This is a genomic window from Nonomuraea sp. NPDC001831 (genome assembly GCF_042892035.1).
Classification (GTDB): domain Bacteria; phylum Actinomycetota; class Actinomycetes; order Streptosporangiales; family Streptosporangiaceae; genus Nonomuraea.
On sequence record NZ_JBIATU010000004.1, the window covers coordinates 1 to 18,195 of the forward strand.

Here is an 18,195-nt window from a genome sequence, read left to right on the forward strand (position 1 = left end):
GACCTCACCGGCCGGTCAGCGTCACCACAGCTCCCCGAATCAGGGACGAAATACACCTCAAGTGGTGACCCTCATCCTCATAATCAACTCACTAGCCGGCGGTGGCAGGGCGGGATCTGCAGGTGAGCACCCGGTGGCCGCCGGCCGCCTCACCCACGAGACGGTCAGACGGCCTCGGACGGCTCGGCGGGCTCACCCGGCTCCCCGGGCTCCCCGGGCGCGGCGTCCCGGAGCGCCTCCACCGCGGTGACGGCCTGGGAGACGCGGTCGTGGAGCGTCACGAGCTCGGCGGTGCCGGTGATCTCCAGTATCCGGGCCACCGTGGGCTGGAGGCCGGCCAGGTGCACGTCGACGCCGTGCGCGCGGGCCAGCGTGGCGGCGGCGAGCAGCACGGACAGGCCGGAGCTGTCCAGGAACGTCAGCCGGTGCGCGTCGATGACCAGGTGCTCGTCCAGGCGGCGGCGCACCTGGTCGAGGTAGGTCTCCAGGTGGCCGGAGGCGGTGGCGTCCACCTCGCCGGCCACCGTGATCACGGTGATCCCCGGCAGATAGCTGCTGGCCAGGTGCATCACAACCGCTCCACATCATCCGGCAGTCGATCGGGCTGGGCGTCCGCGGCCGCGCCGGCGGCCTCCTCCACGCAGGCGTGGATGTGCAGCGCGTCCCACACCCCGGTGATCTGCAGGATGCGGGCCGGGATGTCCCGCACGGCGGCCAGGCGCAGGCTCCCGCCCGCGTCGTGGACGTCGTCGTGCGCCTGCAGCAGCACGTGCAGGCCGCTGCTGTCCATGAAGGTCAGCTCGCCCAGGTCGAGGATCACGGACCGGCCGGGGCGAAGGGCGTCGCGGATGGCGCCCTCCAGGCGATCGGCGTTGGTGGCGTCGAGCTCACCGGAGACCGTGACCAGCGCGCCGGCCGGAACCGGCCGGCAGCTCATGTCGAGCACGGACATGGCGGCCTGGTGGCGGCGCTCGACGCGACGGCAAGGTACGTCTGGGTGACGGACATCTGTTGTTCCCCAAGTGGGCCTGGCCGGTAGGGACGGCGTCTGAGCCGCCCTCGACCCAAGGTTAGGGGCGAAGAGGGTTGCAGGAAAGAGCTTTCGTCATAGGATCTTCAGGTAAGCATTTTCGTCCGCCCCGCGGAACCGGGACGTCCAGGTAGAAAGCGTCAGAGGCTGTGCCCGACCCTGAAGACCATCCGGCGACGTGGACCTTCCTGACCCATCACGCCCGCGTGCTGGTGGAGATCGCCCGTGACCCCGGCGTGCGGCTGCGCGACATCGCCGCCCGCATCGGCGTCACCGAACGCACGGTGCAGAACATCGTCTCCGACCTCTTCCAGGCCGGCTACCTGACCCGCGAGCGGATCGGCCGCCGCAACCGCTACAGCCTCGACCTCGACCGGCAGTTCCGCTACCCGACCGAGGCCGGGCTGCCCGTCCGCCTGCTGATCGACATGTTCACCGCCCGCGACCTGCCCGGCGAGGACGGCTGACCCGCCGCGGCCGGGCCGGGCGCACTCGTCCAGGGCCGCTAAGCTGCGCGTATGGCGCGGATTCTCCTCCTGCACTCGATGTACGGCCTGCGGCCCGCCGTCCACCAGGCCGCCGAAATGCTCCGGGGGGCGGGGCACGAGGTGCACGTCCCCGACCTCTACGACGGCCGCGTCGTCGACACGCCCGAGGAGGGCATCGCGATCAAGGAGGAGATCGGCAGCGAGGAGCTGCTGAAGCGGGCCATCACGGCGGCGGCCCCGCTGTCCGGCGACGGCCTGGTCTACGCGGGCTTCTCCCTCGGCGCGGCCATCGCCCAGAACCTCGCGCTGGGCGACGAGCGTGCCCAGGGGCTGCTGCTCATGCACGGCACCTCCGACATGGCCGAGGGCGCCGCCGCCGACGACCTGCCGGTGCAGCTGCACGTCGCCGACCCCGACTTCTACGAGCCGGTCGACTGGCTCAACGCCTGGTACCTCCAGATGCGCCGGGCGCGGGCCGACGTCGAGGTCTTCCGCTATCCGGGGGTCGGCCACCTGTTCACCGACCCCGGCCTGCCCGACTACGACGCCCCGGCCGCCGAGCGCGCCTGGGCGGTCGCCCTCGACTTCGTCGCCGGCCTCTGACGCCCGCCCCGGCCCGGGTACGACCCCGGCCGCGCCGGGTAGGGGCCGGGGATGAGGTTCGGGAACTGGGAAGTGCGACCGCTGGGCGGCTGGCCGGGCTGCCTGGCGATGATCCTGATCTCGCTGCTGCTGTCGGCCGTGCTCACGGTCGTCGTCAACCTGCTGCTGCGCTGACCGGCCCCCCGTCTGGAACTCAGGCCAGCGGGGTGACGTCGAGCCGTCCGCCGTCGCACACCTGGCCGGCGTCGAAGGGCACGTTCAGGTACGACCGCTCGTCCGGCGGGATGACCAGCAGGCGGGCGGGGCTCGGGCAGGCGGTCTCGTCGCCGGTCTCGACGACCGTCCAGTGCAGTGTGGTGCGGGCGCTGCCGCCCGGCTTGACCGTCACCCGGTGCTTGGGGCCGGTGGCGCGGCGGACGCGGGTGCGCAGGGTGTCGCCCTGCTTGTCGATCATGATCAGGCCGGGGTGGCCGTACAGGGTGCAGGCGGTGCGTGAGCTGTTGGTGAACACCAGCGGCGCGTTCCTGTTGCCCGCTCCGGCGTCGATCGTGCCCAGGCGAACCTGGAGCTGGCCGGCCGAGCAGCGGCGGACGGGGGCGGACTCGCCGGCCAGCGCCGGCGCGGCGCCGCCCGCCAGCAGCAGCCCGGCCACGAGCGTGGCGGTGGTGAAGCGTCTCATGTGGTGTTCGACGCAGGGAACGCGGTGAAAGTTACGGCCGGACGCTCCCGGACTTGATCGGACGGTGCCGGAGCGCCCGGAAACCAGAACGGAGGGGGTCCGGTGGGACCCCCTCCGCTCCGGCCCTCAGTCACCCCCCGGGTACGTGGGGCACCGGGCGGACCGTCATCCGATCCGCTGCCACAGAGCCGGTACGACGTCGGGCGTCCAGTCCGGCTGCGAGGTGTGGGCGATCACGCAGCGGTAGCGGACACCCTGGTAGGTGACCTCGTCACCGGCGTTGTAGGCGTGCCATTCCTGCCAGGTGTCACCGCTGCCGCCACCGTTCACCGTCAGCGAGAACGACGTGCCGTGGCTGGCGGAGCCGTTCGCGTTGAGGGTGATCGTGTACGTCTGCGCCGGCGTGCTGGACGACGTGGTCACCGTCACCGTGGACGACTCGCCCGAGTTGATGGACGACGGGCTGAAGGTCACGGTCGCGCCCGGCGGCACGCCGTCGGCCGCCAGCGTGAGCGGGATCGGTCGGCCGGTGGTGACCTGCGTGCTCAGCGTGGTGGTCGCCGTCGCGCCCGCCGTGACGGTGGCCGACGACGGGTTCGCGGCGACGGTGAAGTCGCCCGCCGGCGTGCCGCCGGTGACCGTGAGCGCGTAGCTCGCCGTCTGCGTCTGGGCCGTGCCGGTGGCCGTCACCGTGATCGGGTACGTGCCGTTCTTCGCCGTCGAGGCCACCGTGAAGGTCAGCCTGGACGACTGGCCCGACTGGATCGTGGCCGGGTCGAAGGCCGCGGTGACGCCGTTCGGCAGCTTGGCCGCCGACAGCGTGACCTGCTGGGGCTGCCCGCCGGTCGTCGCCGTGTTCACCGTGGTGGCCACGGTGCCGCCGGCCGTCGCGGTGCCCGCCTCCGGGTCGAGCCGGACGGAGAACGCGTCCGGGTCACCGGGCCGGGAGACGGTCAGGGTGTAGTTCTGCGTCTGCGTCTGGGCCGTGCCCTGGGCGATCACCTGGACGGTGTACGTCCCGGCCGGCACGGAGGACGCCGTCGCGAGCGTCAGCGCCGACGACTGGCCGGACTGGATGGTGGCCGGGTTGAACTGGGCGGTCACGCCCGCCGGGAGCGTGCCCGTCCTGAGCTGGATCTGCTGGGCGTTGCCGCTCGTGGTCGTGGTGGTCAGCGTCGAGGCGGTGCTGCCGCCCGCGTCCACCGACCCCGACGTGGGGCTGAGCGTCAGCGAGAACTGGTCGGGGATCGGCCGGTTGACGGTCAGGGTGTAGTTCTGCGTCTGCGTCTGGGCCGTGCCCTGCGCGATCACCTGGACGGGGTACGTCCCGGGGGCCGCGTTCGCCGCCACGTTGAGGGTCAGCGTGGACGACTGGCCCGACTGGATGGTGGCCGGGCTGAACTGGGCGGTCACGCCCGCCGGGAGCGTGCCCGTCCTGAGCTGGATCTGCTGGGCGTTGCCGCCGGTCGTCACCGTGCTCAGGGTCGTGGCGGCCGAGCCGCCCGGGTCGGCCGCGCCGGAGCCGGGGCTGACCTGCAGCGAGAAGGTGTCCGGGTTGGCCACGCAGGTCGGGTCGCTGGTGCCCCGGACGCTCACGGCGTCCCAGGCCGACTTGACCGCGTTGAACTCCACGCAGCTGTTCGGGAACAGCGCCTTGGCCGCGTTGAGCGAGGCCACCCGCGCCTTGGCGTGGGTCCACGGCTGCGTCTTGGCCTGCAGCGTGCCCATGAAGATCTTGCCGGCCTTCTGGATGCCGATGCCGGTCACCGAGGACGGTCCGCCGGTGCAGATCGGGCTGCTCGGCTTGCCGCCGCCGGGGTTGTTGCCCTCGGCCAGCAGGTAGAACCAGTGGTTCTGGGGCCCGGCCGCCGCGTGCACCTCGGTGGTGGGGATCGCGGTGCTGTAGCAGTTGGGGTCGCCGACCTGGGACGGGTTGTACATGTACCGGATCGGGCCGTTCCCGACGAGGTTGACCTCTTCGCCCACCTGGTAGTCCGGCGGGTCGTTCGGGTTGTTGGCGTAGGCCTCGGTCAGCGCGCCGAAGATGTCGCCCGTGGACTCGTTCAGGCCGCCGACCTCGTTGTTGCCGGTGTCGCCGCCGGGGGTGTTGGTGAAGACGGAGTGGCCGAACTCGTGGCCGACGACGTCCATCGGGGTGGCCTGCTGGTTGCCGGCCTGGTTGTGGCCGAAGGTGGTGTACGAGCCGTTCCAGAAGGCGTTGACGTCGTTCAGCCCGACCCGGATGGGGAACGAGCGGCCCGTCCCGCTGTGGCCGTTGCGGCCCAGCCAGTCGCGCAGCATGTTCCATTCCATCTGGGCGGCGTACAGCGCGTCCACGCAGGCCGTCTCCAGGTCGGTGCCCGAGCCGTTGCCCCACGAGTCGCTGCTCTTGGTGTAGGCCGACCCGTTCTGGCCGCCGCACTGGAGGCCCGGCCTGGTGGTGTCCACCATCCGGTACGAGCCGGCGGAGCCGCTGGTGTCGATCGTCACCGTGCCGTCGTAGAAGCCGCGGCCGGTGCCCTCGTGCACCTTGTCGAACTTGTCGATCAGCGAGCCGGAGCGCGCGTCCACGAACACGTCGAGGATGCTGGGCCTGCCGGTGGCCGTCCGCCCGGTGACCTGGACCCGCCAGGCCAGCTTGGGGGTGGCGCTGGTGGCGTGCACGACCAGCTTCGCCGTGGTCACCTCGTCCACCTGGGGCAGGAGGGCCCTGGCGGTGGCCGTCGCCTGCCTGGCCGTGACCGAGGGCTCGGTGCCGACCTTGATCTTCGCGGTCTGGCCGGTGACCACCTGCTGGATCACCTGGCCGGCCCGGTCGGTGCCCACGACGACCTCGCCGCCGTAGACGGGCAGGCCCTTGTACGTACGTTCGTAGGTCAGATATTGCAGGCCGTAGGTTCCGGCGACGTTGGACGAGAGAGTGAAGGCGTCGCCGGAGCCCTTGTGCAGGCGTTCGGCGCCGGCGGCGAGTGCCGCGTCGGCGTTCACTTTCGCGCGGTCGCGCGATTTGGCGTCCGCCGGCGCGAACGCCGGGGGTTCGGTCCTGGCGACGGTGGTCGCCGCGGTGGATAAGTGCGCCTTCGAGGTGGCGCCGGCGGCGCCTGTCATCGAGGCGGTAAGGGCCGCCGCCGCCAATATGGCGATCGTGCCCGACTTGAACGTGCTGTTCACTCTGGGTGACTCCTCTCACATGTCCCCGGGGGTGTGGGGATCGAAGGAGCCCTTTGGCTGGGGCTTGCTTAAAGTTGTCACCCAGGGTGGTCAGGCGAACAGCTCACAAATTTCCATAACGCCACGGTATGCCGGGGGCACCGGCAGATCCGGCTCCACAAATCCTTGATCTTCAGCAAATGGACGCTGATATCCTCCGAAAAAGGGCGGGCTCGAAGGCTCGAAGGACGGGGAGCGCACGTGCGGCACGCACCGGACCAGGCAGACCGGATCCGCGCCCGGGAGCGCGTCGTGCTCGACGCGCCCGGCCCCGAGCCGGAGCCGCCGCCCCCCGGGGCCGAGCCCGCGCCGTGGCTGGCGCGCCTGCTGGACTTCTCCGGGCAGGCGTTCGACGGCGACCGCACGTGGCCGGCCCTGTGGCCGAGGGACGCGGCCCGATGAGCGACTCGACAAACGACCCGACGAACGGCTCGACGAACGGCTCGACGAACGGCTCGACGAACGACGCGATGAACGGCCCGGCGAACGACGCAACGAGCGGCTCGACGAGCGGCTCGACGAGCGGCCCGGCTACCGGCGCGACGGGCGGTACTGAGCGGGCGGACCTCGTCCTCGGACGGCGTCTCGGGCGGGGCGGCCGGGGCACGGTCCACGAGGTGCCCGGACGCCGGATCAACGGCCAGTTCGAGGTCGTCTACAAGGAGTACGACCCCGCTGTCCTGCCTGGCCTCGACGCCGGGGTGCTCACCGAGATGGCCGGGCTGATCGGCCGGCTACCCGGATGGGACGCGGCCTGGTTGTGCGACAAGGCCGCCTGGCCCGCCGAGATCGTCCGGCACGACGGCGCGGTCCGCGGCTTCCTCATGCGGTCGGTGCCCCACCGATTCTCCTTCGACCTGCGGACGCCGTCGGGAACCGAGCGCCGACCAGCCACGATGGAGCTCCTGCTCAACCACGACGCCCACACCCCTGCCGACGATCCTGCCCACGTCAGCACCGGCGACCCCGCCGACGCCGGCTCTCACGTCGGCGCCCATGACGGCTCTCACGTCGGCTCTCATGACGGCGCTCACGGCGGCGGCATCGGTCGGCGGGTCGGCGATCGCGACCGCCTGCTGCTGCTCGCCGACCTGGCCGACACGCTTGCCCGCCTGCACGCGATGGACATCGTCGTCGGCGACCTGTCGCCCGAGCACCTGCTGTTCGCCACGGACGGTTCCCCGGAGTGCTTCCTCATCGGCTGCGACACGATGCGGCTCGCCGAGGCGGCGGCGTTACCCCAGGTGGAGACGCCCGGCTGGGAGATCCCCGCCGACGAGCCCGACGGCACCCCGCAGGGCGACGCCTACAGGTTCGCGCTGCTGGCCGTACGGCTCCTGGCCCGCGACCGGACCTCCACGGACCCCGGCCGGCTGGCCGCCGTCGCCCCCGCGGCGGCCGACCTCGCGGCGGCGGCGCTCAATGGGCCCGCTGACGAGCGGCCGCGTCCGGAGCAGTGGGCGGAGGAGTTGCGGCAGGCCGCCGCGTCGGCCACGCCCGCCCACGCACCGCCCCCACCACCCCCGCTCCTGCCCCCGCCACCCCCGCCGTCACTCCCACTGGTGCCATCACCGTCATCCCCACCCCTGCCTCCGCCACCATCGCAGGGACCGCCGCTGGTGCCACCGCCACCGCCATCGGCACCGTCGCGGGGGGCGCCGTTCCTGCCGTCGCCCGCACACATGTCGCCGCCACCGCCGCAGGGGCCTTCGAGGCCGCCTTTCCCAGGGCCCGGGGGGCCGCACCCGTCCGGTGCCGGTCTCAGTACGGGGATGAAGGTCGGTCTGGGGGTCGGCTTGGGAGTGGTCGGTGTGGCGCTCGTCGTGGCGGCTGCGGTGTTCGTGGTCTCGGTGGTGAAGGATCTCGGCCCGGAGCGCGGGGACAGCAGGCTGACGGCGGCGTCCTCCGGCTCGCCGGACGCGGTCGTCCCCACCCCGTCGCCGTCCCCGGCCACCCCGGGGCCCAGCGAGCAGCCCACTGAGACGCCCACTGAGACGCCCACTGAGACGCCCACTGAGACGCCCACGCTCGAACCGCCCACCGAGGAGCCGTTCGACCCGGGTGACCTCGACCGCCAGGACACCGACCCGATCCCGCTGACGCCGAGCGCCCTGCTGCCCAGTTCCTTCACCACGGCCAAGGGCGTGCGCTACACCCTCCGGTCGAGCGGCGTGGACAAGTGCCCGGACGCCTACCACGCGGCCAACGTCCGCTCGGTCCTGCGCAAGGCGCGCTGCTCGAAGATGGTCAAGGGCTCGTACGTGAACCCCGGAGCCCCCGGGAACAAGCGCATCATGGTCTCGGTGTGGGTCGTGCCGCTGAAGAACGACGGCCGGGCCGACACCGCGTACGCCCGGCTCGACGACGCCTACGCCGACGCCTGGGGGATCGTCTGCCCCAGGAAGGGCCCCGGCTCGGGCCTGTGCCACTCGACGAGCTGGAGCCGGGCCCAGACCTGGGGATGGGTGGGGTACACCCACCGCTACCTGCTGCACACCATGGCCGTCTACACCAACCGCGCCAACTCCACCAGCACCCGGCCGTGGCTCAAGGACGCCTCCAAGGCCGCGTACAAGGCGATCGGCCCCAAGGTCTACCAGGACACGAACTGACCCCGCCGCCGGACGTCAGTCGGGGCGGTTCAGCGCCGAGTGGCGGCGCCCGTAGGCGAAGTAGATCACCAGCCCGATCAGGAACCACACGACGAACCTGAGCCAGGTCAGCGGCTCCAGGAACGTGATCAGCCAGAGGGAGAAGAGCACCCCGATCGCCGGCACCACCGGCATGCCCGGCATGCGGAAGCCGCGCGGCAGGTCGGGACGCCGGTAGCGGAGCACGATCACCGCCGCGCAGACCACCACGAAGGCCAGCAGGATGCCGATGTTGGTCAGCTCCGCCGCCTCCCTGATCGGCAGGAACCCGGCGATGAGCGCGGACCCGGCGCCGACGATCCAGGTCACCCTGGACGGCACGTGCCGCACGGGGTGGAGCTTGGCGAACCAGGAGGGCAGCAGCCCGTCCCGGCTCATCGCGAACCACACGCGGGTGACGCCCAGCATGAACGTGAACATGACGGTCAGGATGCCGACGATGGCGCCGACCGCGATGACGCTGGCCAGCCCGGACAGCCCGACGGAGGCGAACGCCGAGGAGAAGCCGCTCTCGGGGTCGATGTCCTGGTAGTTCTGCATGCCGGTGAGCACGAGGCAGGCCAGCACGTACAGGACCATCGAGATGGCCAGGGAGTAGAGGATGGCCTTGGGCATGTGCCGCTGGGCGTCCTTCGACTCCTCGGCCGCCGTGCTCATGGCGTCGTAGCCGAAGACGGCGAAGAACACGGTGGCCGCGCCGGTCACCGCCCCGCCGAAGCCGAAGGGGAAGAACGGCGTGTAGTTGGCCGTCTCGATGTAGAAGAAGCCGACCACGATCACCAGCAGCACCACCGCGACCTTGATCGCGACGACGAACGTCTCGAACCGGGCGGCCGACCGCATGCCGAGGTTGAGCAGGAACGCGATGAACAGGCACAGGATCGCCGCGAACAGGTCCACGACGTGTCCGGGCCCGGTGCCGGGAGCGCCGAGCATCCAGGCGGGCAGGTCGATGCCGAACTGGCCGAGGAGGAAGCCGAAGTAGCCGGAGATGCCGATCGCCACGACCGCGACGATGGCGGTGTACTCCAGCAGCAGGTCCCAGCCGATGAACCAGCCGACGATCTCGCCGAGCACCGCGTACCCGTACGTGTACGCCGATCCGGCCTTCGGGATCATGCCGGTGAACTCCGCGTAGGAGAACGCGGCGGCGGCGCTGGCGATGCCGGCGATCAGGAAGGAGATCACCACGGCGGGCCCGGCGGTCTGGTTGGCGACGGCGCCGGCCAGCGCGAAGATGCCGGCGCCGATGATGCCGCCCACCCCGATCGCGGTGAGCTGCCAGAGCCCGAGCACGCGGTTGAGCTCGCCCTCGTGCTCGGTGGCGATCTGTTCTACTGGTTTGCGGCGGAATATCCCGGACCCGCCGTCGAAGCCTCGCGCAGACGTCATGGCGGGGTCCTGCCCTGACAGGAAGCCCGCCACGCGCATGACGGCGGAAGTCGGACAGACCGGCTGGAAGGAGCCGGTCCGTCCGCTGCCTACCCGGCGTGTCCCACGGTGACCTGGGCGCGGGCCTCGGTGGCGTTGCCCGCGCGGTCCACCGCCCGGTACGTGATCGTGTAGACCCGGTCCTGGCCGCCGTCCCGCTCGGCGCGCAGGGCGAAGGAGCTGTCGGCGGTGCCGGTGGCGGCCTCGCGCACGTCGTCCCGGGCATCGCCCTGGGAGCTGGTGATCGAGACCAGGGTGACGGTGACGGGCCCGGCGTCGGACTCCTTCAGCGCGACCTCTACCGGCACCAGCCTGCGGTTCGGCGGCCACAGCCGGGCGGGGTCCGGCGTGACGGTCAGGGCGGGGGCGGTCGCGTCGATCCGGACGGTGACCGACTTCGGCTCCTCGACGTTGCCCGCCCGGTCGGCGCTGCGGAAGGCCAGCACGCTCTCGTCTTCGCGGTCCACCCGGACGGGGGCCGTGTAGGGCTGCCAGGGGCCGTCGCCGATGCGGTACTCGGTGCGCGCCACGCCGGAGCCGGCGTCGGCGGCGGTCAGGACCACCTCCACGGGCCCGTCCGACCAGCCGGCGGGCACCCCGGACGCGGTCGTCACCGGGGGCTCGCCGTCCTCGTTCGCGGGGGCGGAGTGGATCTTGAAGCCGTCCACGATGAAGTACGAGCCGTCCTTCTTGACGCCCTTGAGCGTGTGCGGGCCGGGCGCCAGCCCGGTCCTGGTGTAGACGACCTTCTGGTACTCCCGGGTCGGGTTGCTGTTGTCGATGGTGGCGTCGAGCTTGCCGTCCAGGTAGAGGTCGACCTTGCCCTCGTCGGAGTTGACCTGGGCGATGTACTCCACGCCGGTGCCGTGGAAGGCCAGCTCGAAGGAGTCGCCGTCGGTCTGGGTGGCGTGCAGGTCGTCGAGGGTCGAGCCGCCGCCGCCGCGCCGGTCGTTCTTCCAGTCCCATCCCTCGCCGGTGTAGGTGACGCCGGAGACGTTGTCGATGGTCTCCACGCCGTACGCCTTGGTCAGGCTCAGCTCGGTCAGCGCCTGCGTGCGCCAGACCTTCAGCGGCACCGGACGCCCGGCGGGCGTGCGGTTGTAGACCTTCCAGAAGCTGTCGCGGCCGGTCACCTTGGTCCCGGCGATCTCCCTGATCACGTCGCCGGTGCGCAGCCCCTGGCCGTGGGCGTGGGACCCGGCCGGGACGGCGGCCAGGAACAGGCCGTCGTAGTCGGTGAGCCCGACCGAGGACTTCACCTCGTCGCTGTGGACCTCGGTGGCCGTCGCGCCCATGAGCGGCTCGGCCAGGTTGCCGATCGTCATGCCGGTCTCGGGCGCACGCCAGGTGAGCGGCGGCGGCGTGGGCGAGCCCGGCTTGCCGAACCCGGTCATCGGGAACGGCTGGAAGCCCAGCGCGAGGGCGGGGGAGCCGGCCCTGAGCGTGTAGTCGAGCTTGGCCGGGTCGGCGTACGGGCTCTGCCCCTCGAACAGCGGGTCGGCGACCACCGAGCGGGTGTCCAGCCCGCGGGCCCGCCACGCGGCGGTGATGTCGGCGACCGGCTTGCCGTTGTTCCAGAACAGGTTGTCGTCGTAGACCGTCCCGGACGTGGACGGGTCGCTCTGGATGAAGTCGTAGGGGTCGTCGGTGACGAAGACGTTCTTCTCGACGACGTCGCCGTTGCTCGCGTAGGAGACGTGGAAGTGGCCGCCGCCGTTGACGAAGATGTTGCCGCGCACGGTCCTGAAGAAGCCCTCACGCAGCTTCACCCCGCCGTTGAGCAGTAGGTTCCCGGTGACCTCGTAGTTGGAGGAGCCGTCGTCGAGGTCGACGTCCCAGTGGGAGGAGTGCCGGATCCGGTTGTGCCGGATCTTCGTCGTCTCCATCGCGTCGAGCTTGGCGTACGCCTTCTTCTGGGTGTCGCCGGCGGTCAGCGGCCAGAAGCGGTCGCGGCCCCAGGTGTTGATCGGCCCGTGGTCGGAGGTCTCCTTCACGCAGTCGAAGATGTCGTTGTCCTCGATGACGTGGCCGCCCCAGGTGCCGTCGTTGATGTCGACGCAGGCGCGCGGGCCGTCGTGCACGGTGTTGCCGGACACCGTCACCCGGCGGCTCATCGAGATCTGCACGCCCGAGCTCTGCTTCTCGAACCGGCCGTTGCGGGTCATGTGGTTGCCGCTGATGGTGATGTCGCGCGGGTAGTCCTCGGTCTTCGGGCCCGGCGTGGTGTCGGTGATCGTGCGTCGCATGTCGTCCCAGGTGGACGGCTCGCGGACGGCCGCCGGCGAGCCGACGACCGCGACGTCGCTGGCCCCCGACCCGCGGAACTCGCCGCCGGAGACGACGTTGCCGTCGGCGTACCCGTCCATGAAGACGGCGTTGCCGCCGACCTGGTCGAACCGGGCGTCGCGGATGGCGACCCGCTGGGTGTCGCGCAGGTAGACCGCGCCGGCGCGGACGATGGCCCAGTCCCCGAGCTGCAGTTTCTCGTACGGGCGGCTGAAGAGCGTGCGATGGGTCTGGGTGAAGGTGAACCCGGTGAAGGTGAGGTCGCGTACGGGCGCGGAGGGCGAGTCGCCGACCACCCGCACGAGCTCCTCACGCTCGGCGGTCTCGACGCGGGCCGTGGCCGGGTCGAGGCCCGCCGGCGGCTGGAGGTAGAGGCGGCCGGTGTCCTTGTCGTAGAACCACTCGCCGGGGGCGTCCAGCTCCTCCAGGACGTTCTCGACCATGCGCTTCTGCGGATGCAGGCCGTCGCCCCGGTTGTTGTCGCCGACCCACTTCAGGATCGGGGCGCCGCCGGCTCCGACGCCGGTCACCCTGAACGAGTTCCCGCCCCATTCGCCCTGGTGCAGCCCGCGGACCAGCGCGGTCGTGGGGTTCTTCCAGCGGGCCACCCGTTCGGGGGAGATGGCGTCGGCGGCGTACCCGTCGAGCACGGGCTCCCTGGGATCGACGTTGGGGTAGCGGGCCAGGATCTGCCGGGCGCCGTCGAGGAAGAGCTCGTCGAAGTCGAGACCCGCGCCGATGTCGGCCACCAGGGTCGCGCCCTGGTACGGGGTCCAGGCGGGGGTCAGCCGGCGTCCGCCGCTGAGCACGACCTGCTCGCCGGGGGCCGCCTCGTAGACGGCCCCGGAGTCGGCGGGGGTGAAGGTGAGGGGCTCGGCGAGGTGGTAGACGCCGCCGCGGACGCGTACCCGGGGCGGCTCGGGCGCGGTGGGCAGGATCGCGCGCACCGCGCGCCGGGCGCGGTCGATCGTACGGAACGGCGCCGCCTCGGTGCCGGCGGCGGCGTCGTCGCCGTCGGGGGAGACGTGGAAGACGGTGCCGGCCGCCTGGGCGGAGGCGGGGGAGAGAGCGGTCAGTCCGGTCGCGGCGAGCGTTGCCGCGAGGAGCAGCCGCCAGGGCTTGCCGTGGCGCACAAGGGCCTCCAGTGGGGGGATGGCCCTCATTGTGGCCAACCCCTCAGACGAAGGCGATCACGCCAAGGTCACATTTCATCCGACCAATCACCCTCTTGAAGCTCCTGATACGTCGAAAACTACGTTTTGTCCGCCATATGATCGGATCTCTCTGGGTGTGGCCCATGCCCGAGCAGGTGGTTGTGGCTCGTCTTGAGGGTCAGGCCTCCCAGTGCCCCGCGCCGTTTGCAGCACACGCAGATGGCGGTCATCGCATGGCAGGCTCGGCCGTCACGTGCTCTTGAGGATCCTGGCGACCTGGACGCGGCTGCCGCTGACCGGGAGTGGCTGGCTTCCATGATGGCTGGACGTGCTGCGCACGGGTCGTGATGGTCCACCTTGCGCCGCCGGTTCCGGCGATCGACGTTCTCCTGCTCACGCAAGTGGCTTACGGCGGCGCAGCAGCCTGACCAGCCGGATCGCGGCCAGCACGCCCACCCCCAGATGCGCGCACACCAGAACGATCTGGAAGATCCGCTGCCCGCCGGTGAGGTCGGCCGCGTAGCCTCCGTCGTAGAAGCCGGACATGAACGCCAGCACCCCCGCCACGACCAGCAGCCCGGCGGCGGGCGCGGCGAGCGCCCGGCGGCGGCTGGTCGCCCCCGCGACCAGGACGACCTGCGCGACCATCATCGGGATCGGCGCCGACAGGCGCGCCTGGGGGCCGAGCGCGTCCAGGAACGTGGCGTTCAGCCCCGCCGTCAGCGAGATGACCGCGCCGGCCAGATCCAGGGCGAGCAGCAGCCCGACCCCGGCGAGCAGCGAGACCTTCAGCGGCCGATCGGTGGTGGTCGTGGTGGCGACGGACATGTTCTTCTCCTGAGGTCGTAGGGAACGGCCTCAAGGATGTGCGGGGCGGCCGCCGGGCGTCATGAGTCTCATGTCCCGACCCGGAGGGGACTTCTCGTCCCGTGACGGCGGGACACCCGGGTGGCACGATTCACTCCATGAAGGACAGATCGGTACGGCGAGCCTCGCTGGTCGGCGGGGTGCTCGTCGCCCTCGTGGTCGGCTCGCTGGCGGTCGAGCCGCGGCTGCGGGCGCTCGGCGTCACGGGGATCGTCGAGCGGTTCGACGCCTTCCGCGGTGTGGCGGCGCTGTCGTTCGGCGTGCCGGGGCTCTTCGTGGTGTCGCAGCGGCCGGGCGGGCCGGCGGGCCGGGTGGGCTGGGTGATGGTGTTCACCGGGGCGGCCCAGGCGGTGGGGCTGGCGCTCGGCACGTACGGGCTGCTCGGCATCAACCAGGGTGTCGAGGGCGGCGTCGGGGGCGGGCGGCTGCCGGGTGACGACTGGGCGATGTGGGCGTCCAACTGGTTGTGGATGCCGGCTTACCTCGTCGTGCCGACGGTCTTCCTGCTGATCTTCCCGGACGGGCGGCTGCCCTCGCGCCGCTGGCGGCCCGCGCTGGTGGCGGCGCTCGTCGCGATCGGGGCCAACACGCTGGACTGGATGCTGCGGCCGGTGCCGTACGAGAACGTGCCCGGCCTGTTCCCCGACGGGTACGCGGGCGTGCTGGCCGGTCTGCGCGGCCTGCCCGACGTGCTGGACGGGCCGGTCGTCGCGTGCACGGCGGGGGCCGTGGCCGCCGCGGTGGCCTCGCTCGCCGTCCGCTACCGGTCGTCGGGCGAGGAGGTGCGCAGGCGGCTGCAGTGGGTGGTGGCCGCCGCGCTGATCACGGTCGCGCTGGCCGGGGTGGCGCTCGCCGCGCCGTGGGGGGCGGGCGCGCTCGTGCTGGCGGCGGTGCCGCTGCCGGTGGCGGTCTCGGTCGCGATCGTCGCCCACCGCCTGTGGGACCTGGACCTCCTGCTGTCGCGGGCGCTCGCCTTCGGCGCGCTCAGCGTCGGGCTGCTGATCATGTACGCGCTGGTCGCGTTCACCCTCGGTGGCATCGTCGGCGCGGGCGTGTCGGCGGTGCTCGTGGCGCTCGTCGTGCATCCCCTGTACGCCCGGGTCCTCGCCGCCGCCAACCGTCTGGTGTACGGCGACCGCGACAACCCGGCCCGCGCGCTGCGCATGCTCGGCACCCGCCTGTCCGGCGCCGGCGTGCCGGGCGAGTTGCTCGACCAGATGGCCGCGGAGGTCGGCAGGGTGTTGCGCGTCCACTACGTCGCGGTCGAGGAGTCCGGCGCGGTCGTCGCCTCCTGGGGCCGTCCGGGCGAGGTCGCCGAGAGCGTGTCGCTGCTGCACCGGGGCGAGCCGGTCGGCGCGCTGCTGCTCGGCGAACGGCTGCGCCCGAAGGACCACAGGCTGGTGGGCGAGCTCGCCCCGCACGTCGCGGTGGCCGTGCACGCCCACCGCCTCGGCGCCGACCTGGAGCGCTCGCACGGCCGTATGCTCGCCGCCCGCCAGGAGGAACGCGACCGCCTGCTGTACGAGCTGCACGACGGCCTCGGCCCCAACCTGGCCGCGCTCGCGCTCCAGACCGACCGCGCCCGCCGCCTCGTGGACACCGACCCCGCCAAGGCCAAGGGGGTGATGGACGAGCTGTCCAGGCGCATCCGCGCCACCGTCGAGGACGTCCGCACGATCGTCAACGACCTGCGGCCGCCGCCCCTGGACGACCTGGGCCTGGCCGGCGCGCTGGCCGAGCTCGGCAGGGGCTTCGCCGGCGACCTCGCGGTCGACGTGGAGGTGCCGCCCGACCTGCCCGTGCTGCCACCGCCGGTCGAGCTCGCCGCCTACCGGATCGCCGCCGAGGCGCTGACGAACGCCGTACGGCATGCCATGGCCTCCCGCTGCACGGTCACGCTGCGTGCCACCGACACCCTGGAGCTGCGCGTGCAGGACGACGGCGTGGGCGTCGGCGCGCCCGTCCGGCGCGGGTTCGGCCTGGCCTCGATGCGGCGCAGGTCCGAGGAACTGAACGGCACGTTCGAGCTGGTCACCGGCTCGGGACCGGGCACGCTGCTGCTCGTCAGACTCCCGCTGGCGGCCTGATGATCAGGGTCATGGTGGTGGAGGACCACCCGGTGTTCGCCGAGGGCCTGGTCGCACTCCTCGGCGACGCGCCGGAGATCGACGTCGTGGGCGTCGCGAGCACCGGCGAGGCCGCCGTCGCCCTCGCCGGACGGGTCGCGCCGGAGGTGGTGCTGATGGACCTGCACCTGCCGGGCATCAGCGGCGTGGAGGCGACCGCCCGCATCCTCGCCGACCGGCCGGAGACGGTCGTGCTGGCGCTGACGATGCTCACCGACGACGAGAGCGTGCTCGCCGCGATCCGCGCCGGGGCCCGCGGCTACCTGCTCAAGGAGTCGACCGGCGAGGACATCGTACGCTCGGTGCGGGCGGTCGCGGCCGGGCAGGTGGTGTTCGGCGCCTCTACGGGCGAACGCCTGCTGTCGGTGCTCGCCACGACCGCGGCACGCCCGCGCCCGCTGCCCGAGCTGACCGACCGCGAGGTGGAGATCCTCGACCTGGTCGCGGTCGGTCTGAACAACCAGGCGATCGCGCGGCGGCTCGTGCTGAGCGAGAAGACCGTGCGCAACCACGTCTCCAACATCTTCGCCAAGCTGCACGTCTCCGACCGTTCGGCGGCGGTTGTCCGGGCGCGGGATGCCGGGCTCGGCTCCGGCTGATCATCGCCGACTTCCGTCCGCCCGCGACGTGCTCGGCGAGGCGTTCAATACATCGCACGCCCCGTCAGAACACGGGCCTCGGATCGGTGCGTGATCTGTCACACCAGGTCAGACCTGCCAAGGGCCCAGCCGGGGGAGCCGGCAGGGTGTTTGCGCCCGATCACCGGGGTAGGCCCCGATCGTGCGATGGTCTGGCGTGCGGGCTGGACCCTGTCCGTGGTGATCTGCCGCCCCGCGCTGTGCGTGCGGGGCGGCCACCTCGCGCAGCAGGCCGATCGTCGCGCTGTCGTGGGATTCGCCCGGCTGGAACGCTGCGCCGGCCGCCCTCACCTTGAACGACGTCCACGGCTGGTGACTGGGCCGGAGGCCGGGCGGCGGGCTGCCGTCCGGCCTCCGAGGTTGGTCAGAACGAGGGGCAGGGGTTGTTGCAGGCGGTGTAGTTCGACGTGCAGTCGGTGTAGAAGAAGATCCGCTTGTAGTAGGAGCCGCCACAGTGGTCGCACCAGGTGCGGTACGTGCAGCCGGCGCCGGCGGTCGTCTGGGGGAGGACACGGGCGAGCACCCGCTCCGCGAGCTTGACCATTGCTGTTGTCCTTTCCTCACCTTTTCCTCACCGCCCGGCGGGACGCCGGCGCGGAGTTCGCGGCAGGTGGCCGACGACCACGCCCAGGAGCTGCCGGGCGGGTACGTAGCCGAGCCTGCGGGAATCGAGGCTGATCGGCCGGTTGTCACCGAGCACGACCAGCTGTCCGGGTGGTACGACGGGCTCCGGCCGGGTCGCCAGCGCGGGCACTTCGGCGCGCGGCACCGGATCCCCGGGCACCGCCGCCGCCCGCTTGACCATCCACTTCATGCCCAACCCGGGAGCCGCGGCGACCACCACGAGCCGTCCTGGCCGCACCCGGGCCAGGGGCGACCTGCGCACCAGGACACGATCGCCGTGCCGCAACGCGGGCTCCATGCTCCGCCCGCGTACGGTCACCGTGAGGAACCGCGCCCGCAACACGAGAACCAGGACGACGAGGAGAACCAGGACGACCACGCCGACGACGCCCGCCACGGCCACCGCGG

Annotated in this window: 16 protein-coding genes; 7 read left to right on the forward strand and 9 right to left on the reverse strand. The window is 72.0% G+C overall.

The annotated features are described in order from the left end of the window. Window positions 1–164: 164 nt before the first annotated feature. Window positions 165–569, reverse strand: a complete 405-nt coding sequence (locus ACFYYW_RS15185) for an STAS domain-containing protein (RefSeq protein ID WP_387648920.1) — start codon at window positions 567–569, stop codon at window positions 165–167. Continuing rightward, window positions 569–952, reverse strand: a complete 384-nt coding sequence (locus ACFYYW_RS15190; RefSeq protein WP_387648923.1) for an STAS domain-containing protein — start codon at window positions 950–952, stop codon at window positions 569–571. The genes ACFYYW_RS15185 and ACFYYW_RS15190 overlap by 1 nt, the downstream gene beginning before the upstream one ends. A 227-nt stretch (window positions 953–1,179) precedes the next feature. Between ACFYYW_RS15190 and ACFYYW_RS15195 the strand changes: the two genes are divergently transcribed. From ACFYYW_RS15195 to ACFYYW_RS15205, 3 genes are read left to right on the forward strand one after another with little or no spacing between them, the layout of a single operon-like run. Then, window positions 1,180–1,497, forward strand: a complete 318-nt coding sequence (locus ACFYYW_RS15195) for a helix-turn-helix domain-containing protein (protein ID WP_352326291.1) — start codon at window positions 1,180–1,182, stop codon at window positions 1,495–1,497. Between the two features lie 51 nt (window positions 1,498–1,548). After that, window positions 1,549–2,121: a dienelactone hydrolase family protein gene (locus tag ACFYYW_RS15200; RefSeq protein WP_387648926.1), complete on the forward strand. Its 573-nt coding sequence runs from the start codon at window positions 1,549–1,551 to the stop codon at window positions 2,119–2,121. Between the two features lie 51 nt (window positions 2,122–2,172). Then, window positions 2,173–2,295 carry a hypothetical protein gene (locus tag ACFYYW_RS15205; protein ID WP_352326287.1) on the forward strand — a complete coding sequence of 41 codons (123 nt, stop codon included), beginning with the start codon at window positions 2,173–2,175 and terminating at the stop codon, window positions 2,293–2,295. Window positions 2,296–2,314: 19 nt separating this feature from the next. Here ACFYYW_RS15205 and ACFYYW_RS15210 read toward each other — a convergent pair whose 3' ends face one another. Both ACFYYW_RS15210 and ACFYYW_RS15215 read right to left on the reverse strand, forming a co-directional pair. Continuing rightward, the gene (locus tag ACFYYW_RS15210; RefSeq protein ID WP_387648929.1) at window positions 2,315–2,800 is read right to left on the reverse strand and encodes a DUF4232 domain-containing protein; all 486 of its coding nucleotides are present in this window, start codon (window positions 2,798–2,800) and stop codon (window positions 2,315–2,317) included. Between the two features lie 165 nt (window positions 2,801–2,965). Next, the gene (locus ACFYYW_RS15215) at window positions 2,966–5,971 is read right to left on the reverse strand and encodes a M4 family metallopeptidase (protein WP_387648931.1); all 3,006 of its coding nucleotides are present in this window, start codon (window positions 5,969–5,971) and stop codon (window positions 2,966–2,968) included. Between the two features lie 240 nt (window positions 5,972–6,211). On the opposite strand from ACFYYW_RS15215, the gene ACFYYW_RS15220 reads away from it, so the two are divergent. Then, complete coding sequence (locus tag ACFYYW_RS15220; RefSeq protein WP_387648933.1) at window positions 6,212–6,412, forward strand: hypothetical protein; 201 nt, start codon at window positions 6,212–6,214, stop codon at window positions 6,410–6,412. Further along, the gene (locus ACFYYW_RS15225) at window positions 6,409–8,622 is read left to right on the forward strand and encodes a hypothetical protein (RefSeq protein WP_387648936.1); all 2,214 of its coding nucleotides are present in this window, start codon (window positions 6,409–6,411) and stop codon (window positions 8,620–8,622) included. Before ACFYYW_RS15220 ends, ACFYYW_RS15225 begins: the two co-directional genes overlap by 4 nt. A 15-nt stretch (window positions 8,623–8,637) precedes the next feature. Here the strand turns inward: ACFYYW_RS15225 and ACFYYW_RS15230 are convergent, their stop codons facing one another. The 3 genes from ACFYYW_RS15230 to ACFYYW_RS15240 form a co-directional block, all read right to left on the reverse strand. Further along, window positions 8,638–10,053 carry an amino acid permease gene (locus tag ACFYYW_RS15230; protein WP_352326281.1) on the reverse strand — a complete coding sequence of 472 codons (1,416 nt, stop codon included), beginning with the start codon at window positions 10,051–10,053 and terminating at the stop codon, window positions 8,638–8,640. 89 nt (window positions 10,054–10,142) lie between these two features. Beyond that, window positions 10,143–13,511 (reverse strand): OmpL47-type beta-barrel domain-containing protein, encoded by a 3,369-nt coding sequence (locus tag ACFYYW_RS15235; RefSeq protein ID WP_387648940.1) that lies wholly within the window; start codon window positions 13,509–13,511, stop codon window positions 10,143–10,145. 414 nt (window positions 13,512–13,925) lie between these two features. After that, window positions 13,926–14,360, reverse strand: coding sequence for a hypothetical protein (locus tag ACFYYW_RS15240; RefSeq protein WP_387648943.1), 435 nt, complete (start codon window positions 14,358–14,360; stop codon window positions 13,926–13,928). 137 nt (window positions 14,361–14,497) lie between these two features. Here ACFYYW_RS15240 and ACFYYW_RS15245 point away from each other — a divergent pair, with 137 nt between their 5' ends. Together ACFYYW_RS15245 and ACFYYW_RS15250 are read left to right on the forward strand one after the other, a co-directional pair. Continuing rightward, window positions 14,498–16,486 (forward strand): sensor histidine kinase, encoded by a 1,989-nt coding sequence (locus ACFYYW_RS15245; RefSeq protein ID WP_387648946.1) that lies wholly within the window; start codon window positions 14,498–14,500, stop codon window positions 16,484–16,486. A gap of 11 nt (window positions 16,487–16,497) precedes the next feature. Then, on the forward strand, window positions 16,498–17,124 hold the full coding sequence (locus tag ACFYYW_RS15250) for a response regulator (RefSeq protein WP_387648948.1): 627 nt from the start codon (window positions 16,498–16,500) through the stop codon (window positions 17,122–17,124). A gap of 403 nt (window positions 17,125–17,527) precedes the next feature. On the opposite strand, the gene ACFYYW_RS15255 is transcribed toward ACFYYW_RS15250, so the two are convergent. Both ACFYYW_RS15255 and ACFYYW_RS15260 read right to left on the reverse strand, forming a co-directional pair. Continuing rightward, window positions 17,528–17,707, reverse strand: a complete 180-nt coding sequence (locus ACFYYW_RS15255) for a hypothetical protein (protein ID WP_352328482.1) — start codon at window positions 17,705–17,707, stop codon at window positions 17,528–17,530. A gap of 27 nt (window positions 17,708–17,734) precedes the next feature. After that, entirely contained in the window at window positions 17,735–18,190 is a 456-nt protein-coding gene (locus ACFYYW_RS15260; protein WP_352328490.1) for a S26 family signal peptidase, read from the reverse strand. Window positions 18,191–18,195 lie beyond the last annotated feature (5 nt).

What these genes read in the sequence shown, in the direction of transcription:
- ACFYYW_RS15200 (WP_387648926.1), top strand. Translation starts at nt 1,549, where the DNA reads ATGGCGCGGATTCTCCTCCTGCACTCGATGTACGGCCTGCGGCCCGCC.
- ACFYYW_RS15240 (WP_387648943.1), bottom strand. Translation starts at nt 14,360, where the DNA reads ATGTCCGTCGCCACCACGACCACCACCGATCGGCCGCTGAAGGTCTCG.
- ACFYYW_RS15255 (WP_352328482.1), bottom strand. Translation starts at nt 17,707, where the DNA reads ATGGTCAAGCTCGCGGAGCGGGTGCTCGCCCGTGTCCTCCCCCAGACG.
- ACFYYW_RS15190 (WP_387648923.1), bottom strand. Translation starts at nt 952, where the DNA reads ATGTCCGTGCTCGACATGAGCTGCCGGCCGGTTCCGGCCGGCGCGCTG.
- ACFYYW_RS15225 (WP_387648936.1), top strand. Translation starts at nt 6,409, where the DNA reads ATGAGCGACTCGACAAACGACCCGACGAACGGCTCGACGAACGGCTCG.
- ACFYYW_RS15250 (WP_387648948.1), top strand. Translation starts at nt 16,498, where the DNA reads ATGGTGGTGGAGGACCACCCGGTGTTCGCCGAGGGCCTGGTCGCACTC.
- ACFYYW_RS15205 (WP_352326287.1), top strand. Translation starts at nt 2,173, where the DNA reads ATGAGGTTCGGGAACTGGGAAGTGCGACCGCTGGGCGGCTGGCCGGGC.
- ACFYYW_RS15185 (WP_387648920.1), bottom strand. Translation starts at nt 569, where the DNA reads ATGCACCTGGCCAGCAGCTATCTGCCGGGGATCACCGTGATCACGGTG.
- ACFYYW_RS15230 (WP_352326281.1), bottom strand. Translation starts at nt 10,053, where the DNA reads ATGACGTCTGCGCGAGGCTTCGACGGCGGGTCCGGGATATTCCGCCGC.
- ACFYYW_RS15245 (WP_387648946.1), top strand. Translation starts at nt 14,498, where the DNA reads ATGAAGGACAGATCGGTACGGCGAGCCTCGCTGGTCGGCGGGGTGCTC.
- ACFYYW_RS15210 (WP_387648929.1), bottom strand. Translation starts at nt 2,800, where the DNA reads ATGAGACGCTTCACCACCGCCACGCTCGTGGCCGGGCTGCTGCTGGCG.